The 25,179-nt window shown below is 57.5% G+C and carries 24 protein-coding genes; 22 read left to right on the top strand and 2 right to left on the bottom strand.

What is annotated here, in order from left to right; all coding sequences use genetic code 11:
- The first annotated feature begins 31 nt into the window (after window positions 1-31).
- Genes ACRTGH_RS01755 through ACRTGH_RS01740 form a run of 4 tightly spaced genes read left to right on the top strand, consistent with a single transcriptional unit; the run spans window position 32 to window position 3,507 of the window.
- Window positions 32-178: a hypothetical protein gene (locus ACRTGH_RS01755; protein WP_368847185.1), complete on the top strand. Its 147-nt coding sequence runs from the start codon at window positions 32-34 to the stop codon at window positions 176-178.
- Window positions 175-588, top strand: coding sequence for a type II toxin-antitoxin system death-on-curing family toxin (locus tag ACRTGH_RS01750; RefSeq protein ID WP_368847186.1), 414 nt, complete (start codon window positions 175-177; stop codon window positions 586-588). Before ACRTGH_RS01755 ends, ACRTGH_RS01750 begins: the two co-directional genes overlap by 4 nt.
- Window positions 585-1,640, top strand: coding sequence for an alcohol dehydrogenase catalytic domain-containing protein (locus ACRTGH_RS01745; RefSeq protein WP_368847187.1), 1,056 nt, complete (start codon window positions 585-587; stop codon window positions 1,638-1,640). Before ACRTGH_RS01750 ends, ACRTGH_RS01745 begins: the two co-directional genes overlap by 4 nt.
- Window positions 1,609-3,507: an O-linked N-acetylglucosamine transferase, SPINDLY family protein gene (locus ACRTGH_RS01740; RefSeq protein WP_368847188.1), complete on the top strand. Its 1,899-nt coding sequence runs from the start codon at window positions 1,609-1,611 to the stop codon at window positions 3,505-3,507. Before ACRTGH_RS01745 ends, ACRTGH_RS01740 begins: the two co-directional genes overlap by 32 nt.
- 56 nt (window positions 3,508-3,563) lie before the next feature.
- On the opposite strand, the gene ACRTGH_RS01735 is transcribed toward ACRTGH_RS01740, so the two are convergent.
- Both ACRTGH_RS01735 and ACRTGH_RS01730 read right to left on the bottom strand, forming a co-directional pair.
- On the bottom strand, window positions 3,564-3,992 hold the full coding sequence (locus tag ACRTGH_RS01735; protein WP_368847189.1) for a type II toxin-antitoxin system HicB family antitoxin: 429 nt from the start codon (window positions 3,990-3,992) through the stop codon (window positions 3,564-3,566).
- Between the two features lie 29 nt (window positions 3,993-4,021).
- A complete protein-coding gene (locus ACRTGH_RS01730) occupies window positions 4,022-4,219 on the bottom strand; it encodes a type II toxin-antitoxin system HicA family toxin (protein ID WP_368847190.1) in 198 nt (65 codons plus the stop codon).
- Between the two features lie 179 nt (window positions 4,220-4,398).
- Between ACRTGH_RS01730 and metA the strand changes: the two genes are divergently transcribed.
- From metA to ACRTGH_RS01640, 18 genes are all read left to right on the top strand, one after another.
- Window positions 4,399-5,334, top strand: a complete 936-nt coding sequence (metA, locus tag ACRTGH_RS01725; protein WP_368847191.1) for a homoserine O-acetyltransferase MetA — start codon at window positions 4,399-4,401, stop codon at window positions 5,332-5,334.
- 69 nt (window positions 5,335-5,403) lie between these two features.
- A complete protein-coding gene (locus tag ACRTGH_RS01720; protein ID WP_368847192.1) occupies window positions 5,404-6,069 on the top strand; it encodes a hypothetical protein in 666 nt (221 codons plus the stop codon).
- A 31-nt stretch (window positions 6,070-6,100) separates the two neighbouring features.
- Window positions 6,101-7,096 carry a [FeFe] hydrogenase H-cluster radical SAM maturase HydE gene (gene hydE, locus ACRTGH_RS01715; protein ID WP_368847193.1) on the top strand — a complete coding sequence of 332 codons (996 nt, stop codon included), beginning with the start codon at window positions 6,101-6,103 and terminating at the stop codon, window positions 7,094-7,096.
- 24 nt (window positions 7,097-7,120) lie between these two features.
- Complete coding sequence (gene ilvB / locus ACRTGH_RS01710) at window positions 7,121-8,806, top strand: biosynthetic-type acetolactate synthase large subunit (RefSeq protein WP_368847323.1); 1,686 nt, start codon at window positions 7,121-7,123, stop codon at window positions 8,804-8,806.
- 16 nt (window positions 8,807-8,822) lie between these two features.
- Window positions 8,823-11,297: a sulfatase-like hydrolase/transferase gene (locus tag ACRTGH_RS01705; RefSeq protein ID WP_368847194.1), complete on the top strand. Its 2,475-nt coding sequence runs from the start codon at window positions 8,823-8,825 to the stop codon at window positions 11,295-11,297.
- Between the two features lie 41 nt (window positions 11,298-11,338).
- Window positions 11,339-13,477 carry a sulfatase-like hydrolase/transferase gene (locus ACRTGH_RS01700; protein ID WP_368847195.1) on the top strand — a complete coding sequence of 713 codons (2,139 nt, stop codon included), beginning with the start codon at window positions 11,339-11,341 and terminating at the stop codon, window positions 13,475-13,477.
- Window positions 13,478-13,526: 49 nt separating this feature from the next.
- Window positions 13,527-14,027 (top strand): acetolactate synthase small subunit, encoded by a 501-nt coding sequence (gene ilvN / locus ACRTGH_RS01695; protein WP_368847196.1) that lies wholly within the window; start codon window positions 13,527-13,529, stop codon window positions 14,025-14,027.
- Between the two features lie 12 nt (window positions 14,028-14,039).
- Window positions 14,040-15,212: a D-alanyl-D-alanine carboxypeptidase family protein gene (locus ACRTGH_RS01690; RefSeq protein ID WP_368847197.1), complete on the top strand. Its 1,173-nt coding sequence runs from the start codon at window positions 14,040-14,042 to the stop codon at window positions 15,210-15,212.
- Between the two features lie 21 nt (window positions 15,213-15,233).
- Window positions 15,234-16,091, top strand: coding sequence for a glycosyltransferase family 2 protein (locus ACRTGH_RS01685; protein WP_368847198.1), 858 nt, complete (start codon window positions 15,234-15,236; stop codon window positions 16,089-16,091).
- Window positions 16,092-16,160: 69 nt separating this feature from the next.
- The gene (gene hydG, locus ACRTGH_RS01680) at window positions 16,161-17,585 is read left to right on the top strand and encodes a [FeFe] hydrogenase H-cluster radical SAM maturase HydG (RefSeq protein WP_368847199.1); all 1,425 of its coding nucleotides are present in this window, start codon (window positions 16,161-16,163) and stop codon (window positions 17,583-17,585) included.
- Between the two features lie 260 nt (window positions 17,586-17,845).
- Window positions 17,846-18,292 (top strand): universal stress protein, encoded by a 447-nt coding sequence (locus ACRTGH_RS01675; protein ID WP_368847200.1) that lies wholly within the window; start codon window positions 17,846-17,848, stop codon window positions 18,290-18,292.
- Between the two features lies 1 nt (window position 18,293).
- Window positions 18,294-19,979, top strand: coding sequence for a methyl-accepting chemotaxis protein (locus tag ACRTGH_RS01670; protein ID WP_368847201.1), 1,686 nt, complete (start codon window positions 18,294-18,296; stop codon window positions 19,977-19,979).
- Complete coding sequence (locus tag ACRTGH_RS01665; protein ID WP_368847202.1) at window positions 19,976-20,455, top strand: deoxycytidylate deaminase; 480 nt, start codon at window positions 19,976-19,978, stop codon at window positions 20,453-20,455. Before ACRTGH_RS01670 ends, ACRTGH_RS01665 begins: the two co-directional genes overlap by 4 nt.
- 27 nt (window positions 20,456-20,482) lie before the next feature.
- Window positions 20,483-21,619 (top strand): FkbM family methyltransferase, encoded by a 1,137-nt coding sequence (locus tag ACRTGH_RS01660; RefSeq protein WP_368847203.1) that lies wholly within the window; start codon window positions 20,483-20,485, stop codon window positions 21,617-21,619.
- A 212-nt stretch (window positions 21,620-21,831) separates the two neighbouring features.
- Entirely contained in the window at window positions 21,832-22,659 is an 828-nt protein-coding gene (gene lpxC / locus ACRTGH_RS01655; RefSeq protein WP_368847204.1) for a UDP-3-O-acyl-N-acetylglucosamine deacetylase, read from the top strand.
- Between the two features lie 63 nt (window positions 22,660-22,722).
- Window positions 22,723-23,166: a 3-hydroxyacyl-ACP dehydratase FabZ gene (gene fabZ / locus ACRTGH_RS01650; RefSeq protein ID WP_368847205.1), complete on the top strand. Its 444-nt coding sequence runs from the start codon at window positions 22,723-22,725 to the stop codon at window positions 23,164-23,166.
- 221 nt (window positions 23,167-23,387) lie between these two features.
- Window positions 23,388-24,257 carry an acyl-ACP--UDP-N-acetylglucosamine O-acyltransferase gene (lpxA, locus tag ACRTGH_RS01645; RefSeq protein WP_368847206.1) on the top strand — a complete coding sequence of 290 codons (870 nt, stop codon included), beginning with the start codon at window positions 23,388-23,390 and terminating at the stop codon, window positions 24,255-24,257.
- 55 nt (window positions 24,258-24,312) lie between these two features.
- Window positions 24,313-25,119 (top strand): LpxI family protein, encoded by an 807-nt coding sequence (locus tag ACRTGH_RS01640; protein ID WP_368847207.1) that lies wholly within the window; start codon window positions 24,313-24,315, stop codon window positions 25,117-25,119.
- The last annotated feature ends 60 nt before the right edge of the window (window positions 25,120-25,179 follow it).

Genomic DNA, 25,179 nt, shown 5'->3' with positions numbered 1-25,179 from the left:
AAAGCATATCTGAGGCACGGGGAGGAAAACCATGGATAAGCCAATGACGAGTGCAAGACCAGAGGAAGATGTTGTGACGAGCCGGACGAGCCAAGAGGCGGCGGAAAAAATCCGACAGGCTTCAATAGAGCTGATGAAAAGAAATGCGAAGCTCTACAAGGAGTTGGAAGATAAATGAGCAAGATTCAGTTGGTTGTGGAGGATGTGCTTTATTTCCATGAGGAAATGGAGCGCTCTTCCTGTATGGAAAAGGGCGTGCGCGACATGGGGCTCTTAGCCTCGGCGGTCAACGCTCCGTTCCAGAGCTTCGGCGGCGTGGAGCTTTATCCGACATTGGAGGAGAAGGCGGCGCGTCTCTGCTATGGGTTGGCGAAGAACCACCCGTTTTTTGACGGCAACAAGCGGACGGCGCTCCATTCGATGATGGTATTTCTTGAAGTCAATGGCTGTACGCTGCCGGAGGAGGACAAGGTGCTCGAGGAGGTCATCGTCAATGTGGCGGCAGGTGAGATGTCGCTCGAAAACCTCGAACTTTGGCTCACCCAGAAGGTGCGCTACACGGAATCGGAAGGGATGTGGAACGGATGAAGGCATTGCGGCTCTACGGGGCGCAGGATTTGCGGCTTGAGGAGGTGGAGAAACCGGAGCGCACGAAGGATGAGGTGCTCCTGGAGGTGAAGGCTTCGGGCATCAGTCGTTCGGATGTCAAGAGTGTCTATGAGACGGGCGCGGAGGTTTCTCCGATGATTCTCGGGCATGAATTCGCGGGGCGTATCGTGGAGGCCGATGATATGGCTCTCATCGGCAGGGGCGCTGCGGCTTATCCGATGCTTTTTTGCGGGCGATGCATGTCCTGCCTCGATGGGCGGCCGCGTGACTGCAGCGAGATGCAGCTCTATGGTACGGAGCGGGCGGGCGGCATGGCCGAGTTCGTGACGGTGAAGAAGCAAAATCTGATTTTTTTGCCGCCGGAGGTAAGCTTTAAGGCGGCGGCGCTGACGGGACCGACGGCTGTGGCGCTCCATGCATTCCGCAAGACGGGGGTGGGGCCCGGGTCGACGCTTGTCGTATTCGGCCTTGGCTCGATTGGCTTGGCTCTTGCGAGCTGGGCGCGTGAGGCCGATGTGCGCAACATTGTCCTTGTGGCGCGCACGAAGGATAAGGCTTCTTTTGCACGTTCCCTGGGGTTCCTGCAATCGGTAGACATTGAGAGTACGGACGTCTACAATTATGTGATGCGCCTTTCCGGCGGACGGGGCGCGGACGCCTGCATCGAGGGCATGGGGCAAGGCGGGGCGCTGGAGACGGCGCTTTTGGCCGTGAAGCGCGGCGGCCGCGTGATCCTTATGGGGCGTCCGGAAAAGAGCATCGAGATGACCGGCCTGATGTATGATCTGCTGCTGCAGAAGGAGATCGAGTTGCATGGCGCATGGAAGAGCAGTCTCAACACGCGTCCGGCGGAATGGCTTGATGCGATGAACGCGATGCGCAGCCGTTCGGTGGATGCCGAAGCGCTTGTGACGCAGACGTTTTCTTTTGAAGAGCATGAAAAGGCGTTCCGTCTGCTGCATGACAGATCCGAGATGTATTGCAAGGTGATGTTCGTGAATGGGGAAGAAGGCAATGAGCCGGGAGCGTAAGAAGGCACGAGGGAAGCGCAGTGCGGCAGCGAGGACGTCGAGAGCGGCGCTGGAACGTGCGCTTTCGGCGGCGGCTTCTCCGGTATGGAGCGGGGAAGCCGCCATGGCTGCGGCCGCTGAGGGCGGCTCGCCTGCCGATATACTCGGCGAGGCGGGCCGCCTTTTTGCTGCGGGGCAGTATGAAAGGACGGCAGGTTTGCTGGCGCAGGCGCTGGCACAGACGCCTCTGTCGAAGGAGGCCGTGGAGATGCGCTATGTACGCGCGGCTTCCCTCATGCAGCTCGGCGCCTACGGGGAGGCGCGCAGCGAGATCCGCCGCATACGCGATGCGGAACCGGAGCATCCGGGGGCTGCGCTGCAGGAAATCTACATCGAGAAGGGCGAGGGAAGCACTTGCTCGGAAATCGCTCATCTGCGGCAGCTCATCGCCTGGCTGGAGGAGCGACTGGCGGCTTTGGCCGAAGCGGGCGGCGGGCAGCAGACCTCGCTGGCCGTCTATTATCGAAAATTCCTGGCGGAGGCGCAGAGCCTTCTGGGATCGGCCTTGACGCTGGCGGGTGAAGCTGCGGCAGGCGTGCGAGCTTTTCTCGCCTCAAGCAGGCTAGAGGCGGATCGCGCGCAAGGGATTGCGGAGTACAGCAATGCGGTTTTTGCTCTGAACTATGTTCCGCAGGAAGAGCGCGTTGAATTTGCGGGCCTTGTCGAGGACTTTGATGCTTTCTTCCCCGCTGCCGTGCGCTTGCCGTCCGTGTCTCGCGAGCGGGTGCATGAACGGCTTCGCATCGGCTACATCTCGCCGGATTTGCGCTGGCACCCTGTGGCGTTTTTTTTGCTGCCGCTTTTGCGTGCGTTCGACCGAGGGCGCTTCGCGGTTTTTTGCTACGCGAACAATGCGGAGGACGCCGTTTCGCGCACGATGGCGCAGCAGGAGGGCGTCGCCTGGCGCAATATCCTTGGGCTTTCGCCGGAGGAAGCGGCTCGGCTCATCCGAGAGGATGAAATCGATATCCTCGTCGACCTTTCGGGCCATACGAAGGACAACTGCCTGCCGGTCATGGCTCTGAAACCGGCGCCTGTGCAGGTCACGGGCATCGGCTATATGGGACGCACGGGGCTTTCGGCGATGGATTATCTGCTCGGGGATGAGACGCTCGATCCGCCGGAGGAAGAAGCGGGCGAATATGAGCGCCCCCTGCGTCTTTCGCACAGCCATTTCTGCTATCTTCCCTTTGCCGCTGCTCCCGTGCCGGCTGCACCGCCGTGCCTGGCACGAGGCTTCGTGACCTTCGGCTGTTTCAATAATTACAGCAAGGTTACAGATGCGGTGCTGCGGCTTTGGCGCGTCCTTATGGAGCAGGTGCCGGAGTCGCGGCTGCTCTTGAAAAGCCGCTTGTTTGGCAGCGAAGAGGGGAAGGCGCTCGCTGAAAAGCGCTTCCTGCGCCTCGGAATCGATGCGGCGCGCATCGAACTGCGCGGCTTTTCGCAGGAATATCTCGCCGAGTATGCCGATCTGGATATCGCTCTCGACACGTTTCCCTATACGGGCGGGCTGACGACATGTGAGGCGCTTTACATGGGAGCGCCGGTCATCACGCTTGCGGGAGACAGCCATGGCGCGCGCTTTGGTGCAAGTCTTCTGAAGAATGCGGGGCTTCCGGAGCTCATCGCCGCGAGCGAAGCGGAATATGTGGAAATCGCAAAGCTGCTGGCAGGTTCGCCTGAAACGCTGGCTGTTCTCCGGGAAAGGCAGCGCGACTTGCTGCTCGCATCGCCCCTGATGAATTTTCGCCAATATGCAAGGGAGGTCGAAGCGGCTTACGAGCGTATCTGGCGTCACTGGAAAAAAAACGCGCAGCGCCTCGGCTGATGCCGGGACACTGCGCGTTCTTCATTTTTGGAAGGCTGAATTTATCAGCGCTTCCTTTATTCTCCGCGAAAGCGGCGGGCATCCGATGCTTGTACACCAAGGCAGGCTTTTAACGATTCTTGCAAAAGATGGGAGTAATCGATCTTTTCCTTTCGTGCAAGAAGATCGAGCCAGCAAGGAATGGTGACGGTTTTGTTCGTGGATTTGTTGAGCATCTTTTCTCGAAAAGGCGGCATCCATGCGTCAATCATCGCAAGGCTTTCACCTTTTCCACAAGGGACAGAGGCAATGCGGGAAGGTGCGGGAATAGGCTCTTTGTCCTCTTCCATGCCGTAGAGATGAAGCTGCAGCGCTTCTTTGGCGTGGAGGAATGCTTCTTCCATTGTTGCGGCGCAGGGGAGACAGCCGGGCAGGTCGGGAAAGTGGATGGAAATGCCGTCTTCAGCCTCGTGGAAGACGGCGGGAAATGCATAAAGATCTTTCATAGGGTGCGCCCTCCTAGGATGGGATTGGTTCAGGGCAGGTCGATTCCGGCTTGATTGGCAATGCTTTTCAATGTGTCGAGAGGAAAATCCTTTCGCGGGTGTGTGATCGTGATACGCCCTTTCTTCGTGGGGGGCTTGAACTGATGGTGGTCGCCGACGCAATGGACTTCATACCAACCGTCCTTTTTTAGGATTTTGATAATTTCCCGCGATGTATAGCTTTTCATGACTGCCCCCTATTGGTTGCAGTCTAACATATATGAAGACAGGTGTAAACCTGTCGTCTATAGCGTTCTCTCATTTGACACTGGCGCATTTTCTATGCTAAACTGAACCAATTAGGCGGCTTTCCTGTATGGCGGGTTTGTCGCCGTGAAGGTGATGGAAAAGGGAGAGAGGCTTTTTTATGCCGATCAAGATACCGAATAATTTGCCGGCGTCCCAAGTGCTGGAGGAAGAGAATATCTTCGTTATGGACGCCGATCGTGCTTATGGCCAGGACATCCGCCCGCTCAGGCTGCTGATACTGAACCTCATGCCGAACAAATCCGTGACGGAGACACAGCTCCTGCGACTTTTGGGAAATACGCCGCTGCAGGTCGAGGTGGACTTCATCTATACGGAGTCGTATGTGCCGCAGCATACGTCGCAGGATTATCTGACGGAGTTCTACGGCACGTTCGCTGAGGTGCGCCACAAAAAGTACGATGGTTTCCTCATCACAGGCGCACCCGTGGAGCATATGGCTTTCGAGGAAGTGGCCTATTGGGATGAGGTGGCCGAGATCATGGAGTGGAGCAAGAAGCACTGCTATTCGACCTTCCACATTTGTTGGGGCGCTCAGGCGGGGCTTTACTACCACTATGGCATCCGCAAACATCCGACGGGCACGAAGGTTTTCGGCGTTTACCGCCACCATCTGTGCGTCGAGCATGAGCGCCTTTTCCGCGGCTTTGACGATGAATTTTATGTGCCGCATTCCCGCCATACGGAAGTGCACAGGGAAGAGATTGAAGGTGTGCCGGAGCTGACGCTGCTGGCTGAAGCCGAGGGGCGTGCCGGTGTATATGCGATAGCGAATCTTGCGAAACGGCAGTTTTTCATCACGGGACATGCGGAGTACGACCCGCTCTCACTGAAGCAGGAATATGACCGCGATGTGGCGGCAGGTCTGCCCATCGAGATTCCGCAGAATTATTACCCGGACGACGATCCGAGCCGGATGCCTGTGGTGCGCTGGCGCTCGGTGGCGAATCTGCTTTTCGCGAATTGGCTGAATTACTATGTGTACCAGGAGACGCCTTATGAGCTCGACGGGCTTTACCGTGTGGGCGATGATTGAAGTTGGATGTTCAAGGGCGGGGCTGCAAAGGCGCCTGCCCGGAAAGAAAAGGAGCGAAAGAAAAGAAAAATGAAGATGAAACGATGGCTGGCGGCATTCCTTCCCTTCGTTTTCCTCACGGCCCCTATGGCAGAGGCGGCGCCGCAGGTGCCGGAGCATATCTATGAGTGGGTGCAGTCCTCGGCGCGGGCCAATTATTTTTTCAATAAGCGCGCCATGTGTTACGATGTGGCGCAGGACGGAACCATCAATCTCGATGTTCTCATCGTGCCGACGCTGCAGACGTATGACGATGTAGCGATCTCGGATGTTGTTTCCAAACGCCGCTGGCGCGGTGAGTCGCTTGCAGGTTATGACGACCTTGTGGGGGAAGCGGAGTATCTGCGCATAGACCTCGCAGCGGGCACAACGACGCTGGAGCGGACGGACGACCTCAACAGCACTTGGTCGACCATACGCACGACGCGTCCCGGGAGCGTGACGACGATTGCGGAGCTGCCTGAAAAGAGCCTGGAGCGAAAATTCCTTGAGGCGATACTGGCCTACGAGAAGAGCCATCGTGAGGAGATTGCGAGCCAGACGAAAGGCGTGCTGCGTCCCGAGGATATGAAACGCCTCAAGGAAGACGGTCAGGAAGCGTCTTTGGAGAAGCCGTCAGAAGAACAGGTGAAGAAGGATGCGGAAAAGCCGAAGAGGAAGCTCAAGGCAAGACCTGCTAGAAAAGGCAGCAGATGAGCATCAGCTGAACGAGGAGGAGCTCGCAGCGATGCTTTCTTCGCCTGAAGCAGAGGAGGATTTGGCGGCTGCCGCTAACCGCGTGCGTGCCGCTCATGTCGGCGACGGCGTACATCTGCGGGGACTCATCGAGTTTTCGAATATCTGCCGGCAAAATTGTTTTTACTGCGGCCTGCGGCGCGATAATGCCCGCGTTGAACGCTACCGGCTCACGCCGGAGGAGATCCTCCGGCTGGCAGAAAAGGCGCGCGGCTATGGCTATAGAACCGTCGTGCTGCAAGGCGGCGAGGATCCTTTTTTCACTGTGGATGTGCTCGCGCCTATCTTGCGTGAGATCCGTGCACTCGGACTTGTCGTCACGCTTTCGATTGGCGAACGGGACGAGGCGGAGTACCTCGCCTTGCGGGAGGCCGGCGCCAGCCGTTTCCTCCTGCGCATTGAGACGACGGATCAGGAGCTTTACAGGCGCCTCGATCCGGGCATGAGCTGGGAGGCGAGGCGGAACTGCCTCGCCTCTTTGCGCCGTCTGGGCTATGAGGTGGGAACGGGATCTCTCGTGGGGCTGCCGGGGCAGACGATGGAATCGCTTGCACGGGATATCCTGTTTTTTCAGGCGCTGGATGCGGATATGGTCGGCATCGGTCCCTTTGTTCCGAACGGCGATACGCCGCTTGGCGGGGCTGCGCCGGGAGATATTCATCTGGTGCGGCGCATGGTTTCCTTGATACGGCTTCTCCTGCCTGAGGCAAATATTCCGGCGACGACGGCGATGGAGACCGTCGAACGCGGGGCACGAAAGCTTATGCTGGCCTCGGGCGCGAATGTTGTGATGCCGAATGTGACAGAGGGCGATTACCGCCGCCGGTACGCACTCTACCCGGGAAAGTCCTGTGTTGCGGATACGCCCGAGGGCTGCCGCTCCTGTCTCGGCGAGATGCTCGAGGGCATGGGACGGTTTGTGGCAAGGGATGCAGGTTTTCGTCGGCGCGGCGATGGGGTGGAAGCTGCCGCGCCTTTTTTGCGATAAAGACTTGAGGTGTTTGCTTTGAAGATGAATGGGGCGCAGGCCGTTTTGGAGAGCCTGCGGAAAGAGGGCACGCGCGTTGTTTTCGGTTATCCGGGAGGCGCGGTGCTCGATCTTTACGATGCGATCTACCAGGAGAAGTTCCCGCATATTCTTGTTCGCCATGAGCAGGGCGCGGCACATGCGGCGGATGGCTACGCGCGTGCGACGGGCGAGGTCGGCGTCGTCATCGCGACTTCGGGGCCGGGCGGCACGAATCTCGTGACGGGCATTGCGACGGCGTATATGGATTCGATTCCCCTCGTCTGTATCACGGGTCAGGTCGGCAATCCCTACATTGGCAAGGATTCCTTCCAAGAGGCGGATATCTGCGGCATTACGACGCCCATTACGAAGCATAATTATCTGGTGAAGGACGCTAAAGATCTGCCGCACGTCCTGCGCGAAGCCTTTTTTATCGCGCGCACGGGAAGACCCGGTCCTGTCACGGTCGATATCGCGAAGGACGTCTTTACGCAGGAAGTGGATTATGCCTACCCGGAAAAGGTGCATCTGAAGGGATACAACGGCGATTTTACGGGCGAAGCGGCGGAGGTCGAGGCGGCGGCAAGGGCTGTCGCCGAAGCGAAGCGGCCGCTCTTCATCTTTGGCGGCGGCGTGACTCTCGCAGGCGTTGCGGGGGAGGTGCGCGCTCTGCTCGATCTGACGGGCATCCCTTCGGTGACGACCTTGATGGGCATCGGCTGCGTGCCGAGCGCAAGGGAGAATTTCCTTGGCATGGCGGGGATGCACGGAACGTATGCCGCGAATATGGCCGTCCAGGAGTGCGACTTGCTCATTGCCGTCGGCATGCGTTTCGACGATCGTGTGACGAGCCGCGTGGAGGGTTTTGCACCGCGCGCGAAAATCGTGCATTTCGAGATCGATCCCGTCGAGGTCAACAAGAATGTGCTCGTGGACTGCCGCGTGCTCGGCGATCTCCGCTGGTCGCTGCCGCTTTTCACGGAAAAACTCAAGGCAGCGGGCATTGACTACCGCGCACGCTTCTCCAAGTGGGACAGCTATATCATCGAAATGAACAATGAGAAGCCGCTCACCTACAAAAAGATCGAGGGGCAGATCATGCCGCAGGCACTCGTCGAGATGGTCAGTGAGCTTGCGGCAGATGATGCGATCATCGTGACGGATGTCGGCCAGCATCAGATGTGGGCCGCGCAGTATTACAATGCGAAGGAACCGCGTCGCTTCTTGACCTCGGGCGGTCTCGGCACGATGGGCTACGGTCTGCCCGCCGCCATCGGCGCAAAAATTGCGTGTCCCGGGCAGCAGGTTGTTCTTCTGACGGGCGATGGAAGCATCATGATGAACTGCCAGGAAATGGCGACGGCGGCAGATAACCGGATTGATGTGAAGATCGTCGTCGTGCACAACCGCGTGCTCGGCATGGTCACGCAGTGGCAGCGCATGTTCTACAACAAGCATTATTCGGAAACGCTGCTCCCCGGGGGAACGGATTTCGTGAAGCTTGCCGAGGCGATGGGCGTTGCGGCAAGCCGCGTCAAGGAGCCGGAGCGGCTCAGGGAAGAGCTGGCAGCGGCGTTTGCTGCAGACGGCCCGCACCTCCTCGACGTGATGGTGCCGGGCAACGTCGATGTCCTGCCGATGGTGCCCGGTGGCAAGAGCCTGGATGAGATGGTTCTGGAGAGCGAGTGAGCGGGGGAAAGCCAAGATGAAGGAGAAGGTTCCGGCACTGCTTGGACAATTGCGTAAATCAGATGGAAGACAAGAAGCGTCCGATTATCAAAAGGCAGTGTTCGCGCTTATGGAGATATACAACACTGCGCCTGACGAAGAATTGTTTTCCCTGCTGTATGAACTGCTCTATGTGCCGAATGCTTCTGCCATGTGTGATAGTTATGAACGCACCCGTACCACGCTTGTCGAAGCAGCTGCGCAGGCGGCAGGCGTACCGTTTGTGCCGGGGATTTTTCCGGAATATGACGAACTGCCGTGCATGCTCTTTCCCATTGCCGGGGATCTTTCCGTCATCTTCCTGAAAGAAGAAGGACGCTTCCGGCTTCATGGAGGCGGTACTCGCTTCTTGGATGCCGTGCGGCACATGCTCCTCGATGTGCCGAAGGATGAGTGCCTTTCCACTATGGCAGCGGCTTTACGAGAGCAGCGCGAATCTGCTCTCCGGCAGCAGATCTTTCAGTGGTGCGAGGAACGGACTTTCCCAGAGGGAGCGGAAACCGCTGCAGCAGAGTTTTCCGCATTGAGCCATGACGAGGCGGCGCCTTTGTATCTCAAAGCGCTTCTCCGTTTTGCTGCAAGTGATTTGACGGGGGCACGTGAGCTGGCGGAACAGGCCTATGCGCTTCGTCCGATCAACGTGGATATATGGCATATACTCATTGCCATATACGATGCGCAAGGAGAGGAAGTGCTTGCTGCATGCTTCAAGGGACTTTGTCATAAACATACGGCAGGGGTTCCCGGCATGCCGCTTCGCTTGGAAAAGACGGCGGTACGAAAGGCTTTTTGCATAGGGCGGCTTTCACCGACATGGGCGCCTTTTTACGAAGCGGTCAGGAAAGCTCCGGACGGCGGCCTGCAAGTGCAGCTTCGCACTACAGTCGGCGACTTTCTCCTGCAGCCGAAAAAGCAGGATAGGGAATTGTGGTGCGGCATCTACAATACCGACATCTTTTTTAATGCCCGTGCTGCACGCTTGGCATGCTTGGAAGAAGCGTCTTACCAGGATATTAATTTTTATTCGAATATCACCTTCGATTTGCGCAAGGCGCTTATCGCCCGCTCCCTGACAATCCATGCGACACCGGAATTCCCTGCCGTGGCTGCTGTAACGCCGCTTGCAGAACAGGGGCAGCCTGTCACGCTCAGCGGCGCGGGGAAACAAGGTGATTTCTATACGGGGAAAGCAGAGTTCGGGCTTTTGCGACTGGAATGCGATACACGGCTTGCCGTTCCGAAGGGACAATTTGCCGCGGCAGATCCTGTGCATCTCGGACATAGTTCCAAACGAAAACGCCTCGTGCTGAATCTTTTGCTCGATGGCTTATCTTGGCCGGTGATGCGTAAAGCGGATTTTCGCAGCATACCGAATGTTATGGATTTTTTTCCCAAGGGCGTGATTTTTAATCAGGCGTTTTCCGTTGCTGAGTATACCTTTTCCTCGCTCGGTACGGTGGAAACGGGGCTGCATATGCACAGGAGCCAGATTTTTCACGACAGCGCATGGATGGAACTTTCCCCGGAGAAAAAAACGCTTGCCGAGCGCATGAAGGCACTCGGCTACTATTGTGTACAGACCATGGGAGATTCTGCAGGCATCTACAATGGATACAAGCGCGGCTATGACCGCATCATCACAGCTCCATACATTACGTTTCAGGCTTATGAGGGCGTCAAGCGTACGATCGATCACCTCGAAGCGTTTGATGAGTGCGACAACTATGTATTTCTTCATGTGGCGGATTCGCATCCCGTTGTGCCCTATGTCGTGCCGCCGCAGCCAAGGACGCAGGCGAAACTTCCGTGGCAGGAACGAGTTTATGAAGGGACGCCGAGGGAAAGGGCGTTCGACCTTGAAGGCCAGCCGAGAAATATTTATGATAATATCGCTGCCATTGAGCGTATGGATCGGTCTCTCGGGGAGCTCTTCCGTTATATTGAAGAGCATTATGCAGAAGACGAGTACATCGTCAATCTTTATTCTGACCACGGCATTTCCATCTACAGCAGCGATCCGTTCTTTTTTAGTGACGAGCGCTGTGGCGTCGCTTTGATGATGCGCGGTGCGGGCATCCCTGTGCTTGGTATGACGGATGAGCTCATGAGTCTCATCGACCTCCATGCTATCGTCATGCATGAGGCGGGGCTTTTGCCGGATGAGAAACTTGATGCGAACCTGCCAGAGGTGTTTGGCGGCAAACAAAGAGAATATGTGATTTCAAATTCAATTTTTCCCGGGCAGACATACAAGCTTTGCATTCGCACGAAAGAATATGAATTTCGTTTAGAAACAAAAGCGTTGACGCGCATGGACGGTACGATTGACATGAGTGCCTACACCTGCCATATTTACGAACGCGAAGGGCGTGGGGCGGTATGGAGTGATGCGCTGCGCGATAAATTTCTCGCCATTGCATGGCAGCATGTGGCATCTTTCGCCCATACGTGATATGCAGGGATGAAGTGAAAATGAGCTGGGGAGAGAAAATGATGGCTGAAGAACAAAAACCGACATCTGTCCTGCCGTTCCGCGGTGTTATGGCAGACGGAGGCGCGGACGGAGCGGGGCTTCAAGGTGAGGTGGAGGAAGCAAGCTTCGCTTTCTATCATGAACTGCGCGAACTCATTTCTAATCTGAACGCATGGGGAGAGCAAGGCGATTATGGCACGGCTTATCAGGAGAGTCTGCAGAAGCTTGTTGCTCTTGCTCCCGACCAAGTGGATACGAGTCTTGTCTTTGCAGCGTTTTGCGCGGTTCATGGGGAATGGCGGGAGGCTTTGGATTTTGCAAAGAGCGCCTACCGGCGCAGGAAATTGAATCCTGCCATCTGGCGGCTGCTCCTTCGTTGTCATCAGGCACTCGGGGAGGAAAGCGAGGCGTTGAAATATCGCATCCGTCTTTCCAAGGAAGGAATGGATTATGCCAAGGTTTTTTCTGCCGATGATTTGAAAGTAAGACGGGAACTCTTTCTATGTCGTTTTATTCCAGCTTTTGCGCCGCCCTTTGTATCGAAACCCCGCATGGTGGACGGGGTGCTCACCTTTCGTGGGGAACCGCTTTTAGGCGAACCGCTTCCCTATGGGCAGGAAACAGGGGAAGAACAGGACTTTCCCTATTATGCGGGTCTGTTGAATGAGGAAGAAAACTTCGGACTCCATGGAAAAATTATTTCTTGGATCATGGAAAAGGACCTGCAGGATCATATTGGTTTTTTCAACAGCTTTTGGTTTGATTTTCTGCGTGCGGTCGAGGTGGATGAGGTAGAAATTTCCGCGGAGGATGTGCCTTGCATCCTGCCTGTCATGGGCAAGGACATGGGACAGACCATACGGATGGAAATGGCAGGAAAGAAGCTTGGCATCGGCATCATACCGCTGGAGACGCGATTGCTGCGCATCGAGAAGCCATGCCGCATGAAGGCGAAGGACACCTTTCTTATGGGGCGTCCCGTAAAGCTTGGCCATAGCCCGAAGCGAAAGAAGGTCGTGCTGAATATTTTTGCGGACGGCCTTTCGTGGGCGGAGCAGAAAATTGAGGGGTACAGGAATGTACCGAACATCCTGCGATTTTTTTCGCAGGGTGTTATCTTCGACAATTGCTGGTCTGTTGCGGAATATACGTATCCATCTTTGCCAACCATTGAAACGGGGCTTCATATCCATAAGTCGCAAATTTTCCATCGTGATTTCGCTGTACGGCTTGAATCCGATTACCGCACGCTTTCGGAAGAGATGCGCGATCTTGGCTATTACTCGGTAAGCCTTATGGGCGACGGTGAGGGTGTGGTGAACGGTGCGACGCGTGGCTTTGAACGGATGCTTGTGAACCTGGGGGTGAAGCATCAGGCCTCGCAGGGGGTTGTGCGCGTAATGAAGCATCTCGCAGCCTTCCGTGAGACAGACAATTTCATCGAACTCCATTTGATTGACTCGCATCCCTGTGGGGACAGTGCAGCTTTGCCTGAGAACATCCAGGCGCAGTTCCCGCCGGAGGCGTTCTGCGGCCAGGAGGGGAAGGCATCCGTTTTTCTTGCCGCCACACCGGCGATGCGTGCGACAAACCAGTGGAAGATCCGCATGCTCGACAGGGAGCTCGGCCTGCTCTTTGCTTATTTGGAGGAGAACTATGCTCCCGAGGAGTATATCGTACATCTCTACTCTGACCACGGGGCGAGTGTTTACGATGACGACTGGCTTCTGGCTGATACGCATGTCGGTGCGGCCCTGATGGTCCGAGGCGACGGGGTGCCGCATCTTGGTCGTGTGACAGAGCTTGCTTCCGTACTCGATCTTTATAAGATCATGGGGAAAACGTGCGGTTTCCGCGCGGATGCGCTGCATCTCGACGGCAATCTGCCGGAAGCTTTTGGCGGAAAAAAGCGAGAGTATGTGATTTCAAACTCGATCTATCCGGGGCAGACTTACAAACTAGCCATTCGCACAGAGGCGCATGAGTTCCGCATGGAGACAGCAGCGCATACGGCGTTCGATGGCACGGTGGATATGTCACAATTCCGCTATCAGATATTCTTACGGGGGGATGATCCCCGACAGGTTTTCTCGGCAGATTTGGCGCAGTATTTCCTAAGGATTGCCGAACAGCACACGAGGCCTTTTTGGCATTTGTAGGATTTTATGTTTGCGACCGCCCTGCGGGGCAGAAAGGCGGACAGATATAATGCAGAAGTTTTTTCTCGCGGCGCTTCTTGACAACAAGCCGGGCGTCCTCACGCATATTTCGGGGCTGATCAGCCGCCGTGCTTTCAATATTGAGAGCATTTCGGCGGGATATACGGAAGAGCCGGATGTCACGCGCATCAACATCGTCGTCTCGGTGGAGAATGAGCGCGAGCTTGCACAGGTGACGACACAGCTTGCGAAGCTTATCGACGTCATAAAGATCGTGAACCTCAGCGAGGTGGATTCCATCAAGCGTGAGCTCGTCCTGATCAAGGTGCGCGCGACAAAGGAGACGCGCGCCGACATCATCAATGTCGTCAATATCTTCCGCGCGCGCATCGTCGATGTGAGCAAAGAGAATGTCGTCATCGAACTGACGGGAGAAGCGGACAAGATCGACGCGCTTTCGGAAGTGCTTTCGGAGTACGGCATCATAGAGATTGCGCGCACGGGCGCCATAGCCCTTTCGCGCGGTCCGGTGCCGGTCAAGGAGATGTAAGGAGGCAGGATGTTGAAGGGGTTCAGAAAATTTTTTGGCAGGGAAGATGCGGCGGCTCTTCAGGAGCAGGAACGACGTGGTGCATGGCGGCGCAATTTCTCACGGGGCTTGCTGGCGCTTGCCGTTTCCGGCTCGCTGCTTGCCAGTCCTCTGACGGCGCTTGCTTCGCATGGTCCGGTGGCCGTTTCGCATACGGCGCCTGCGGTGCATCATGCAGGGGTGTCGGAGGCTGCACCGGCTCGTGTGCACGAGGCGGGCGTGACACATGTGTCGACGACGGGTCGCCATGGACAAGCGGCGCCTGCTCCGAGCCAGGAAGAGATGCCGGATGCGCTGACCGGGACGAGTGCTGCAGGCATAATTTTGCCGGGCGAGCCTTTGCCGCTTGGCGTCATGACGGCGGGGACGAAGGCGCCGCTGCCGGACAGCGTGCGTTCGATTACGGCGGATGCCGCCATTTTGATGAATGCAAAGACGGGCGAGGTGCTTTACTCGAAGAACGGGGACAAGCGTGAGTATCCCGCGAGCATGACGAAGATGATGACGTGCATCCTTTCCGTGGAGAGCGGACGGCCCGACCTGCCTGTGACAATCACGCCGATGGCGGCCGATGTCGAGTCGACACGCGTGCGCCCGGGAGAGCAGGCAAAGCTTACGGATCTCACGCAGCAGATGATGCTCATATCGGACAATGGCGCGGCCCGCGCGATTGCGGAAGTGCTCGGCGGTTCCCAGGTGCGGTTCGCCAGGATGATGAATGAGAAGGCGCGTGCGATCGGCGCCCTGCGTACGAATTTTGTCAATCCGAATGGCATGCCCAGCGAGAACCACTATTCGACGGCGCACGATATCGCCCTGATTGCGGCCTATGGCCTCAAAAACCCGGAGTTTCGCCGCATCGTCGGCACGAAGGAGAGCATGATTCATTATATGCGTCCTGCAGGTTACAAGACATACTGCGAGAACACGAATGCGCTGCTCTACTATTATCCCGGCTGCACCGGCCTCAAGACGGGCTGGACGCGTGCAGCCCGCGGCTGCCTTGCGGCATCGGCCGAGCGCGGGGGCACCGAGCTCATCGCCGTTGTCATGCATTCCAATGACGAGAATACGCGTGCTGCGGAGGCTGCGGCGCTGCTCGACTACGGTTTCAGCTATTTTAAGGACGGTTCGGCAAAGGAATAAGGATCTGAGGGGGATTACGATATGGGGACGGAAACATTACGGCAGCAGCCTACGATTTCGATTGTTTTGCCCGTTTATAACGGCGAGAAATATTTGCGTGAATCCTTGGACAGTATTCTTGGGCAAACCTTTGCTGACTGGGAACTCATTGCCGTGGATGACTGCTCGACGGACAGTACGCCCGAAATTCTCGCATCTTATGCGGCAAGGGATTCCCGAATCCGTGTGCTTCGCAATAAAGAAAACCAGCGGCTGCCGCGTTCGCTGAATATCGGGTTTGCCGAGGCGCGGGGCGGGTTCCTGACGTGGACGAGTGATGACAATGCTTATTACCCGGAAGCATTGGATAAGATGCTGGCTTATTTGCGCCGGTTTCCGGAATACGCTATGGTAAATGCGGACATGGAATTGCTGCAGGAGGAAGCGGATGGAACACAGAAGCGTGGAATCAGCGAATACTTCGATGCTGACCCGCTGCGTATGTTCGTGCGCAACTATGTTGGGGCATGCTTCCTCTATCGCCGCAAGGTGTTGGAGGAGATTGGCGGATATGATCCCGAGATGTTCCTGTTGGAGGATTATGACTACTGGCTGCGCATTATGATCCGCTATGGGCGTATCGCGCATATCAAGGAAGTTCTTTATTGCTATCGGCTCCATGCGGCGAGTCTTTCCACAAAAAAAGAAAAGGAACGCGATGTACAGGCGGTTCGTCTTGTGCATAAATATTTGCCGGATATGGTCTATCGTTTGCGTCACCATCCGGAGCTTTTTCACGAATATTTTTTTGTGGGTGTACAACAAGGGGAATGGAGCGAAGAGGAACTGGCGCTCTTTCGCCGCTATATGCCGTCACTCGTCGAAGAGGCAGGACTGTAGAAACTGCAAAGCGCTTCGGCGCAGCAGAGATACCTGCTTCGCCTGTCCGATTTCTGAGGGGGCATGAGCATGACAAATTACGATCCGAAGTCCGCACAGGCCGAGGTGTTCATCCATCACGAGGAAATTCTTGCCTCGCTCGCTTGGGCGGAGGAGAACAAGGATAATCGCGCGCTCGTAGAGGAGCTTTTACTGCGTGCACGCGACTGCAAGGGGCTGAGTCACCGCGAGGCGGCGCTGCTGCTCGCCGTCGATGAGCCGGATCTCATCGAGAGGATGCTTGCGCTTGCCAAGGAGATCAAGGAGGAGCTTTACGGCAAGCGCGTGGTGCTTTTTGCGCCGCTTTATCTCTCGAATTACTGTGTGAACGGCTGCACATACTGTCCTTACCATGCAAAAAACAAACAGATCCGGCGCAAGAAGCTCACGCAGGAGGAGATCCGACGCGAGGTCATCGCGCTCCAGGACATGGGGCATAAAAGGCTTGCGCTGGAAGCGGGAGAGGATCCCCTGCACAATCCCCTCGAATATGTGCTGGAGAGCATCCGCACGATTTATTCCATCAAACATAAGAACGGTGCGATCCGCCGCGTGAACGTGAACATCGCCGCGACGACGGTCGAGGACTATAGGAAGCTCAAGGAAGCGGGCATCGGCACCTACATCCTATTTCAAGAAACGTATCATAAGGAGAGCTACGAAAAGCTCCATCCGACGGGGCCGAAGCATGACTACGCCTGGCATACGGAGGCGATGGACCGCGCGATGGAGGGCGGCATCGACGATGTGGGCTGCGGCGTGCTCTTCGGGCTCAATATGTACCGCTATGACTTCGTCGGCCTCTTGATGCATGCCGAGCATCTGGAGGCGCGTTTCGGCGTCGGTCCGCATACGATCAGCGTGCCGCGCATCCGTCCTGCGGACGATATCGATCCCGACGCTTTTGCCAACGCGATCGATGATGAGACCTTTGCAAAAATCGTCGCGGTTCTCCGCATTGCCGTACCGTATACGGGCATGATCGTTTCGACGCGCGAATCCGAGGAGAGCCGCAGGCGCGTCCTCGACCTAGGTATCTCGCAGATTTCGGGGGCGTCCTCGACGAGCGTCGGCGGCTACAGCAGGAAGGAAAGACCGGAGGAAAATTCGGCGCAGTTCGATGTCAGCGACACGCGAACGCTCGACGAGGTCATCGAATGGCTCTTGGATCTCGGCTATGTGCCGAGCTTCTGCACGGCATGTTATCGTGCGGGGCGTACGGGCGACCGCTTCATGAGCCTCTGCAAGAGCGGCCAGATCAAGAACTGCTGCTTGCCGAACGCCTTGATGACCTTGAAGGAATACCTCGAGGACTATGCGGCAGAAACGACGCAGGAAAAGGGTGAGCGCGTGATCCGGAAGCAATGGGAGGATATCCCGAATCCGGCCGTCAAGAAGAAGGCGGCGCTCTATCTCAAAAAACTCGGCGATGGAATGCGTGATTTTCGCTTCTAAGGAAGAGGCGCCGCCTGCAGCTCGTGTCAGAGAGCGAACTGCAGGCGGCGCTTTTGCATTCTGGCGCGCGCGGGGGCTTGGGATATCTTGCAGGTGTTCGGCACGCTCCTCGTTTACATCGCGCTCTGCTATGGTTTTCCCGCATTCTTGTTCCGGAAGGAGCGGAAGAATTTGTCGGCAGAGATGCGGGAAAAAGAGGAGTTTTCCACCTCGTTGGCGAAGTAGAAAATATTCATGGGAAATGCCAGGAGGGACGCAAGATGATGGATTTCAAGGACAGTGCGGTCAAGAAGATTCTCGTGCCCTATGACGGCTCGGAGCAGGCGCAGCAGGCCGTCAAGCGGGCGGCGCATATCGCGCGCCTGCAGGGGGCAACGCTCATGCTGCTGATGGTTGTAGACCTCAATGCGGAGGTGGCTGCTTTCGAGCGCGTGAGCATGGACGGCTATGTGCCTGCCGAGCTCAAGGAGGGCGCCTATAAGGAGATCGCAAAGATCCAGCGCGAAATGCCGGAGGATATTCATGTGAACAGTACGGTGGAGCTTGGCTCGCCTGCCGAAACGATTGTGGAGACGGCGGAGGATGAGGGGTACGACCTCATCGTCATGGGCAGCCGCGGCCTCGGGCGTTTCGAAGGTTTTTTGATGGGCAGCGTCAGCCAGTATGTGCTGCAGCATGTGCATTGCCCGGTGCTGGTGGTTCGCTGATATGAAGGAGCGCATAGAGAAAAGATTCCCCGCATTGTCCTTTCTTTTTCGTGCCGAGGATGACGCAGCGCGGCTGAAGCGCGGCGTCGTCCTTTTTGTGTCCTTTTTTCTCGTCGCTTTTCTCGCTTCCGGCTATTATGTCTACGATAGTGCAAAAACCTCCTGCACGACGGCATGGAAGGAGAAGGCGGAGGCGGATATGCGCGAGGTGTCCGTTCTCCTGGACATCATGTATCCGGGCGATTGGGCGGCGCAGGAGGGAATCCTCTACAAGGGCGGACGCATGATCAATGGCAATGATGTGCTCTGCAGCCGGATCAAGGAACTTTCGGGGGCGGAAGTCGTGCTCTTTGCCGGAGACAGCGCGGCGGCGGCAACTTACGATAAAGGCGGGAAAAAAATAGTCGGGCAGCGCGCGGCAGATCCTGTCCGAGAGATGGTCCTGCAAGGCGGTGCGCCGTATCTCGGCCGCTCGGAGCTGGCGGACGGCGAACCGCTCGGCGCGTACAAGCCGCTCCGCGGTGCGCGCGGCGAGACGGTCGGCATGATTTTTCTCGGCGTGCCCGAGGAATCCGAGGCGCGTGCTATGGGAAGCCTGATGCGCGCCCTGGTGCTGGCGGGACTTTTCCTGCTCTTGCTCGTCGGCACGGGGGCGGGGCTTTTGCTCGCCTATACGGGGCGAATCGCTCTGCATCTGAAAGGCAAGGCGAGGGAGGAAAGCGTTGGGGACGCTTTGCAGCATGGAACGGCCGGTGCGGAGTTTGTTGACGATGCGCCCGAGGCGTTGGCGGCTCCAATGGGCACGGCTTTCGAGGCCGTGCCGGCCGAGTCGCTTTCCCGCCTTGTGACGTTCTGCAGCACGCTCCTGACGGGCGTGGAGGCGCAGTCCAAGGCGATGGAAGAGGCCGCATCCCATGCCGCCTCCCTGCAGGATCAGGCCGCCGAGGCGGCAAGGCTTCTGGCCGAGGCGGAAAAAGCGGCGGAAACGCCCGGCGCTGCAGAGACGAGGCAAAAACAGGCGGAAGAGGAGCGAAAGCAGCTCGGCCGTGGGCGTGAAGAGGCTGCAGCCGCCGCGTCGCGTACGGAGGCTTTGACGAAGGAGCTGCGGATTGCGGAAGGGCTGGCACGCGGCCTCGGACAGCGTGCGGCCGAGATCGGCGAAACGATCGGCCAGGTGTCCGATCTCGCGAGCCAGACAAATCTTTTGGCGTTCAATGCGGCTGTTGAGGCGGCGCGTGCCGGTGATTCCGGACGCCGCTTTGCCTCTGTCGCCGAGCAGGTGCGCCGCCTCTCGGAGGATGCGGGAAAACTCTCCGGCAAGGCCAACGAACTTCTCGTTGCGCTTGGTGAGGAGGCAGGGCGTGCCGCTGCCGCTCTGGAGGCGGGCGGTACGGGTGCGGAAGAGAGCCGTGCCGCGCTTTTGGCGCTTGCTGAGACGGCGGCTCGTTTGGAGGCGGCGGCAAAGCAGGCAGGGGAATACGAGGAACGGGGGGCGAAGCTTCTGCCCGCTCTCGCTGAGGCACGCGCCCTGCAGGAAAAGATGGCCGTGGATGCTGCGGGGCTCTGCTCCCTGCAAGGCGGGGAAGAGGGGAACGCTGCGGAGATGCGCGCTGCCGCCGACGGTCTCAAAGGACTTTTGCAGATGGTGGCGGGCAATGCGGCAGAAGCGAAGGGGGAGCCGACGTGATCATTTCCTGGGATGAATACTTTATGGGCATTGCCCTTTTTTCCATGTATCGCAGCAAGGATCCGCACACACAGGTCGGCGCCTGCATCGTGAACGGGGACAGGCATATCGTCGGCGTCGGCTACAACGGCATGCCGAACGGCTGCTCCGACCAGGAATTTCCCTGGGGCAGCACGGGCGAATTCGGCGAAAAGAAGTACGCCTATGTCGTGCATGCCGAGCTCAACGCCATCTTGAACGCGAGCACATCTTTAAAAGGCTGCCGCATTTATACATCGCTCTTTCCCTGCAACGAATGCTGCAAGGCGATCATCCAGTGCGGCATCAAGGAGGTCGTCTACCTCTCGGACAAGTACGCGGCAACGGAGAGCACACGCGCTTCGAAGCGCATGTTCGCCGCCGCCGGCGTCCATTATCGCCGCCTTGAGACGGATTTGCAGGAGGTTCCTGTGAATTTTGTGCCGCAGGAGGAATAGGCTGATTCCGGAGAATGGGGGAGGAGTATGAAGCGCTTCGCAGGGCTGGAGAAAAGACTTGCTGCGCATCATTATCTCGCTTCCTTGGCGGACATTGTGCGGCGGCAAAAGCGCTGCGGCTTTTTTTATGCGGGAAAGAATGAGCGGGAAGCTCTTGGTTATCTGAAACTCCTGCAAAGCGCCGGTCTTGCAGCGGAAGTCCTTGTTCTGCTCGAGCCGCTGGAACTTTCCCTGCCTGCGGGCAGCGAGGCGGTGCTGCTTTCGGACATGCAGCGGGAAAAGCCTGCTGTGGATGTGATCCTGGCGGAGCGCGGCTCGTGGACGATGGCTTTTGCACAATTTTTTGCACGTCTGGACATACGGACGCTGTACTTTATGGACGGTTATGCGGCAAAAGCGCGTTATGAGGCGGTTGCGGCACATTTGCCCGAACTTCGCCGCGTGTACGGGGCGCTTGCCGACGAGGAGGCGAGGGTTTCCTTCTGCGCCGCTCTCGAAGGCTATGTTTCGGCGGAGGTTTCACGCTATCGGTATGCTGCGGGAACGCAGTATATGTTGGCGGGGTTTCGGCCGGAAGCGGGGGAGACGGTGATTGACGGGGGCGCTTACGACGGCGCAGACGCGAAGATGTTTGCTTCGCTTGGTGCGGACGTCCATGCCTTCGAACTGGATGCGGCGAATTATGTTCTTTGTGCGGCGGCAGCCCGGCAATATGGCTTTCGGGCAAGCAGCTGCGGTTTATGGTCAAAGGAGGCAAACGCCCGCTATATCGAGGGTGGGGCGGCGAGCCATATCCATGCGCGGGGAACGGCGTCGGCCGGGCTTACGACGCTTGACGCATACGCGCATGGACAGGGGCTTTTGCGCATTGGCTGCATCAAGCTCAATATCGAAGGGGCGGAGCTTGCAGCGCTCGAAGGTGCGGCAGGCGTCATCCGGCGCGACAAACCGAAGCTTGCGCTCGCCGTGAGCCATCGGACGGAGCATCTCTGGCAGCTCGCCTCTTATGTCAAATCGCTCTATCCCGACTATGCGTTTTCTTTCCGTCATTACCGCACCGATGTGCGCGAACGCCTGGGGGAAAGGGAAACGGAGCTGCTGCGTCGTCTCGGAATCGAGCCGCTCGTTCCCGGGGACTGGGGCATGGTGCTCTATTGCCGCTGATTTTGGAGCGGCAAGTCCCGCGGGAAAGATGATATTTTCCTTGGATTTTCCGTCGGACGCTTCCCAGCCTTGCGCAAGACGGTGATTTTATGTACAATAAAGAGACGTTAGCAAACTGCTGCTGTATCGTCCGGGCGTCTGTCGGGGCGGTACGCATTTCATGCAAGGCGGCCGGACGCAGTCCGGTGCGTTTACCCTGAGGGGGATTTATTTTGCCATTTCAGACAACGATTGCCGGGGCGGTTCATCATGCGGGCATCGGGCTTCATTCGGGGCGCGAGGTGCATTTGACAATCCTTCCGGCGCCGGCGGATACGGGCATCGTCTTTGTGCGCAAGGATCTTGCGGACAAGCCGAGGATCCGCGCGATTGCGCCCCATGTCACATCGACGGTGCGCGCGACGACATTGGAGGAGAACGGCGTGCGCGTCTTTACGGTCGAGCATATGATGAGCGCGCTGGCAGCTTTCGGCATCGACAACTGCTTTGTCGAGATGGATGCGGAAGAGCCTCCGGTCGCGGACGGCAGTTCCTTGGTATTCTTCCGCCTGCTGCAGCAGGCGGGGAAAAGGGCGCTCGAAAAGGAGCGGCGGGAGCTTGTCATCGACCGTACCTACCGCATCGATGACGGCGAGCGCTTTCTCGTGGCCGTGCCTTATGAGACGGGGTTCCGCGTGAGCTTTACATCGCTCAACGAGCACGCGCTCGTCGGCACGCAGTACAGGGATTTCCTGCTTGAGGAAACGGCCTATGAAAAGGAAATCGCTCCGGCGCGAACGATCGCCTATGAGGCCGAGGTCGAGACGCTCCGAAAGATGGGGCTGGGGCTCGGCGGTACGTTGGAGAACGTCATCGTCTATAACGATGAGCGCTGGCTCAACGATTTGCGCTATCCCGATGAGCTGGTGCGCCACAAGGTGCTCGATCTGATCGGCGACCTGCGGTTGGCGGGCTTTGTGCGCGGGCATATTCTTGCCGTGAAGTCGGGCCATGAGCTGAATGCGAGACTGGCGAAGGAGATTTACGCAGCTTTGGCGTGATTCAGGAAGGACGGGGCGTGGGAATTCTCCAGCCCTTGATGATAGAGAAAGAGGGAAATGAACATGATATTGGACATAAACGAAATCAAGAAAATCCTGCCGCACAGACCTCCTATGCTGCTCGTTGACCGCATCATCGAGCTCGTTCCCTTTGAGTCGGCGACGGGCATCAAGAACGTCACGATGATGGAGGATTTTTTTCGCGGGCATTTCCCTGGCTCGCCCATCATGCCCGGCGTCCTGATTTTGGAGGCGATGGCGCAGGTAGGCGGCATCACGATGCTCTATCCTGAGGAGAACCGTGGCAAGCTCGCGCTCTTCGGCGGCATGGAGGGCGTGAAGTTCAAGAAGCCTGTAGTGCCGGGCGACCAGCTTGTCACGAAGGCCAAGATTACGAAAATACATGGTGATTTCGGCAGGCTTCATGCCGACGGCTATGTCGATGATGTGCTCGTCGCCAAGGCTGATTTCACCTTTGCCCTGCAAAGAGCCGAAAATACTTTATAAGAGGTTATGTTGAGGCGAAAACAAGGGCTAGTCTTTTGTCAACCCGGAAATTGACGTTTTTTGGCGAAATATGAAAGGCAGAAAAAGACGGGGATTGCAGGACTATATGGTATATGGTGGTTTATATCCACGATTCTGCAATTATGATGACGAGAAAATTCAGGAATTATTTCATTGTCAGTCCTGTCAACTCTTTCCGGGAGAAACAAGGGGTGGGAAAAATGATAGACAACAAGGTTGTAGCTTATATACACGAGACGGCGGTCGTAAGCCCCAAGGCGCATGTGGCCAAGGGTGTGGAAATCGGACCGTATGCCGTCATCGGCGATCATGTGACATTGGCCGAGGATGTAAAGATCGGCGCGCATGCCGTGATTGATTCGAATGTTGAGATCGGTGCGAGGACGCGCATCGAGGCGCATGCCGTGATCAACAGCTGGACGAGTATCGGCAAGGACAGCCGTGTATTCCAGTTCGCTTCGGTCGGTGCGGAGCCGCAGGATTTGAAGTTCAAAGGTGAGAAGAGCTACACGATCATCGGCGACCGCACGACGATTCGCGAGTATTCGAGCATCCATCGCGCGACAGGCGCGGGAGAGGAAACGCGCGTCGGCAGCGACAGCCTGCTGATGGCCTGCACGCATGTTGCGCACAACTGCGTCGTGGGCAACCATGTGATCATGTCGAATGCAGCCATGATTGCCGGACATGCCGTAGTGGAGGATCGCGCGGTTTTGGGCGGCATGTGCGGCATCCATCAGTTCGTGAAGATCGGCCGCAATGTGATGATCGGCGGTATGTCGAAAGTCGTGCAGGACTGCGTGCCTTATACGATCGTGGACGGACATCCGGCGCGCGTTGTGGGGCTCAACAGCGTAGGCATCTCGCGTGCGGGCATTCCGCTGGAATCGCGCCGCAATATCAAACGTGCCTACAAGATTCTCTTCCGTTCGGGATTGAGCCTGGCGCAGGCGATTGCCGTCATCGAGCAGGAGGTCGACTCGTCGGAGGAGGTCGAGCATTTCCTGCGCTTCTTGCGCAATGTGGACCGCGGCATTTGCCGCGAGCGGCGCGAGAACGAGCAGGGCTGAGAACGCCGGCGCCGCTGCGGCGTTTTCCGGCAGGTGAGGAAGCGGAGGGAAGGTTTTGGAGAAGATTGGGCTTTTGGCCGGCGTCGGGCGTTTGCCCGTCCTCTGCGCGAGAGCGGCGCAGGCGCTCGGCATTGAGGTCAGCGCGGTTGCGTTGCTTCCGGGTGTGGACGAGGAGCTGGCGGCTGCTGCTGCAGACTGCCGTGCAATCAATATCGCGCAGCTCGGCAAGATCATCGACTACTTGAAAGAGCGCGGCGTGACGAAGGTGACGCTCCTCGGCAAGGTCACGAAAGAGCTGCTTTTTGCGGGTACGCACGAGCAGCCTGATCTGCGTATGATGCAGCTCTTGATGACGCTGCCGGACAAAAAGGACGATACGATCATGCTGGCCTTTGTCCGGGAGCTGGCGAAGGAGGGCATGGAAGCCTTTGACCAGACAGTGCTGTTGAAGACTCTGATGCCGCCTGCCGGCACTTTGACGAAGCGCGAGCCTACGGAAGCGGAACGTGCCGATATGGAAATGGCGCTTGCCATGGCGAAGGAAATCGGCCGCCTCGATGTGGGGCAGACGGCTGTCGTGAAGAACAAGGCTGTCATGGCGCTCGAGGCCATCGAGGGAACGGATGCCTGCATACGGCGCGGCGGAGAGCTTTCGGGCGGCGGCGCCGTCATCGGCAAAGCCGCGAAACCGCAGCAGGATATGCGCTTCGATGTCCCGACTGTCGGGCCGGATACCATCGATTCGATGCTTGCCGCTGGAGCGAAAGCCTTGGCGCTTGAAGCGGGCAGGGTGCTCGTCGTCGACAGGGAACGTGTCGTGGCGATGGCGGAGGAAAACGGCATTACAATAGCAGCGATTTGACAATGACTTACTGGCGCGGGGGACGCAGGGAAACTGTGTCCTCGCGCTTTTTCGGCGTAT

This window comes from Selenomonas oralis (genome assembly GCF_051603425.1).
In the GTDB taxonomy this organism is placed as follows: domain Bacteria; phylum Bacillota; class Negativicutes; order Selenomonadales; family Selenomonadaceae; genus Selenomonas; species Selenomonas sputigena_A.
Note: the sequence above shows the minus strand (reverse complement) of the source record. Positions and strands in the feature narration are given on the sequence as shown.

Coding starts and splice junctions, on each gene's coding strand:
- ACRTGH_RS01735 (WP_368847189.1), bottom strand. CDS start 3,992: ATGAAAGATCTTTATGCATTTCCCGCCGTCTTCCACGAGGCTGAAGAC.
- ACRTGH_RS01730 (WP_368847190.1), bottom strand. CDS start 4,219: ATGAAAAGCTATACATCGCGGGAAATTATCAAAATCCTAAAAAAGGAC.
- ACRTGH_RS01755 (WP_368847185.1), top strand. CDS start 32: ATGGATAAGCCAATGACGAGTGCAAGACCAGAGGAAGATGTTGTGACG.
- fabZ (WP_368847205.1), top strand. CDS start 22,723: ATGATATTGGACATAAACGAAATCAAGAAAATCCTGCCGCACAGACCT.
- ACRTGH_RS01685 (WP_368847198.1), top strand. CDS start 15,234: ATGGGGACGGAAACATTACGGCAGCAGCCTACGATTTCGATTGTTTTG.
- hydG (WP_368847199.1), top strand. CDS start 16,161: ATGACAAATTACGATCCGAAGTCCGCACAGGCCGAGGTGTTCATCCAT.
- ACRTGH_RS01745 (WP_368847187.1), top strand. CDS start 585: ATGAAGGCATTGCGGCTCTACGGGGCGCAGGATTTGCGGCTTGAGGAG.
- ACRTGH_RS01700 (WP_368847195.1), top strand. CDS start 11,339: ATGGCTGAAGAACAAAAACCGACATCTGTCCTGCCGTTCCGCGGTGTT.
- hydE (WP_368847193.1), top strand. CDS start 6,101: ATGCTTTCTTCGCCTGAAGCAGAGGAGGATTTGGCGGCTGCCGCTAAC.
- ACRTGH_RS01675 (WP_368847200.1), top strand. CDS start 17,846: ATGATGGATTTCAAGGACAGTGCGGTCAAGAAGATTCTCGTGCCCTAT.
- ilvN (WP_368847196.1), top strand. CDS start 13,527: ATGCAGAAGTTTTTTCTCGCGGCGCTTCTTGACAACAAGCCGGGCGTC.
- ACRTGH_RS01720 (WP_368847192.1), top strand. CDS start 5,404: ATGAAGATGAAACGATGGCTGGCGGCATTCCTTCCCTTCGTTTTCCTC.
- ACRTGH_RS01740 (WP_368847188.1), top strand. CDS start 1,609: ATGGGGAAGAAGGCAATGAGCCGGGAGCGTAAGAAGGCACGAGGGAAG.
- ACRTGH_RS01750 (WP_368847186.1), top strand. CDS start 175: ATGAGCAAGATTCAGTTGGTTGTGGAGGATGTGCTTTATTTCCATGAG.
- ilvB (WP_368847323.1), top strand. CDS start 7,121: ATGAATGGGGCGCAGGCCGTTTTGGAGAGCCTGCGGAAAGAGGGCACG.
- ACRTGH_RS01670 (WP_368847201.1), top strand. CDS start 18,294: ATGAAGGAGCGCATAGAGAAAAGATTCCCCGCATTGTCCTTTCTTTTT.
- metA (WP_368847191.1), top strand. CDS start 4,399: ATGCCGATCAAGATACCGAATAATTTGCCGGCGTCCCAAGTGCTGGAG.
- ACRTGH_RS01705 (WP_368847194.1), top strand. CDS start 8,823: ATGAAGGAGAAGGTTCCGGCACTGCTTGGACAATTGCGTAAATCAGAT.
- lpxA (WP_368847206.1), top strand. CDS start 23,388: ATGATAGACAACAAGGTTGTAGCTTATATACACGAGACGGCGGTCGTA.
- ACRTGH_RS01660 (WP_368847203.1), top strand. CDS start 20,483: ATGAAGCGCTTCGCAGGGCTGGAGAAAAGACTTGCTGCGCATCATTAT.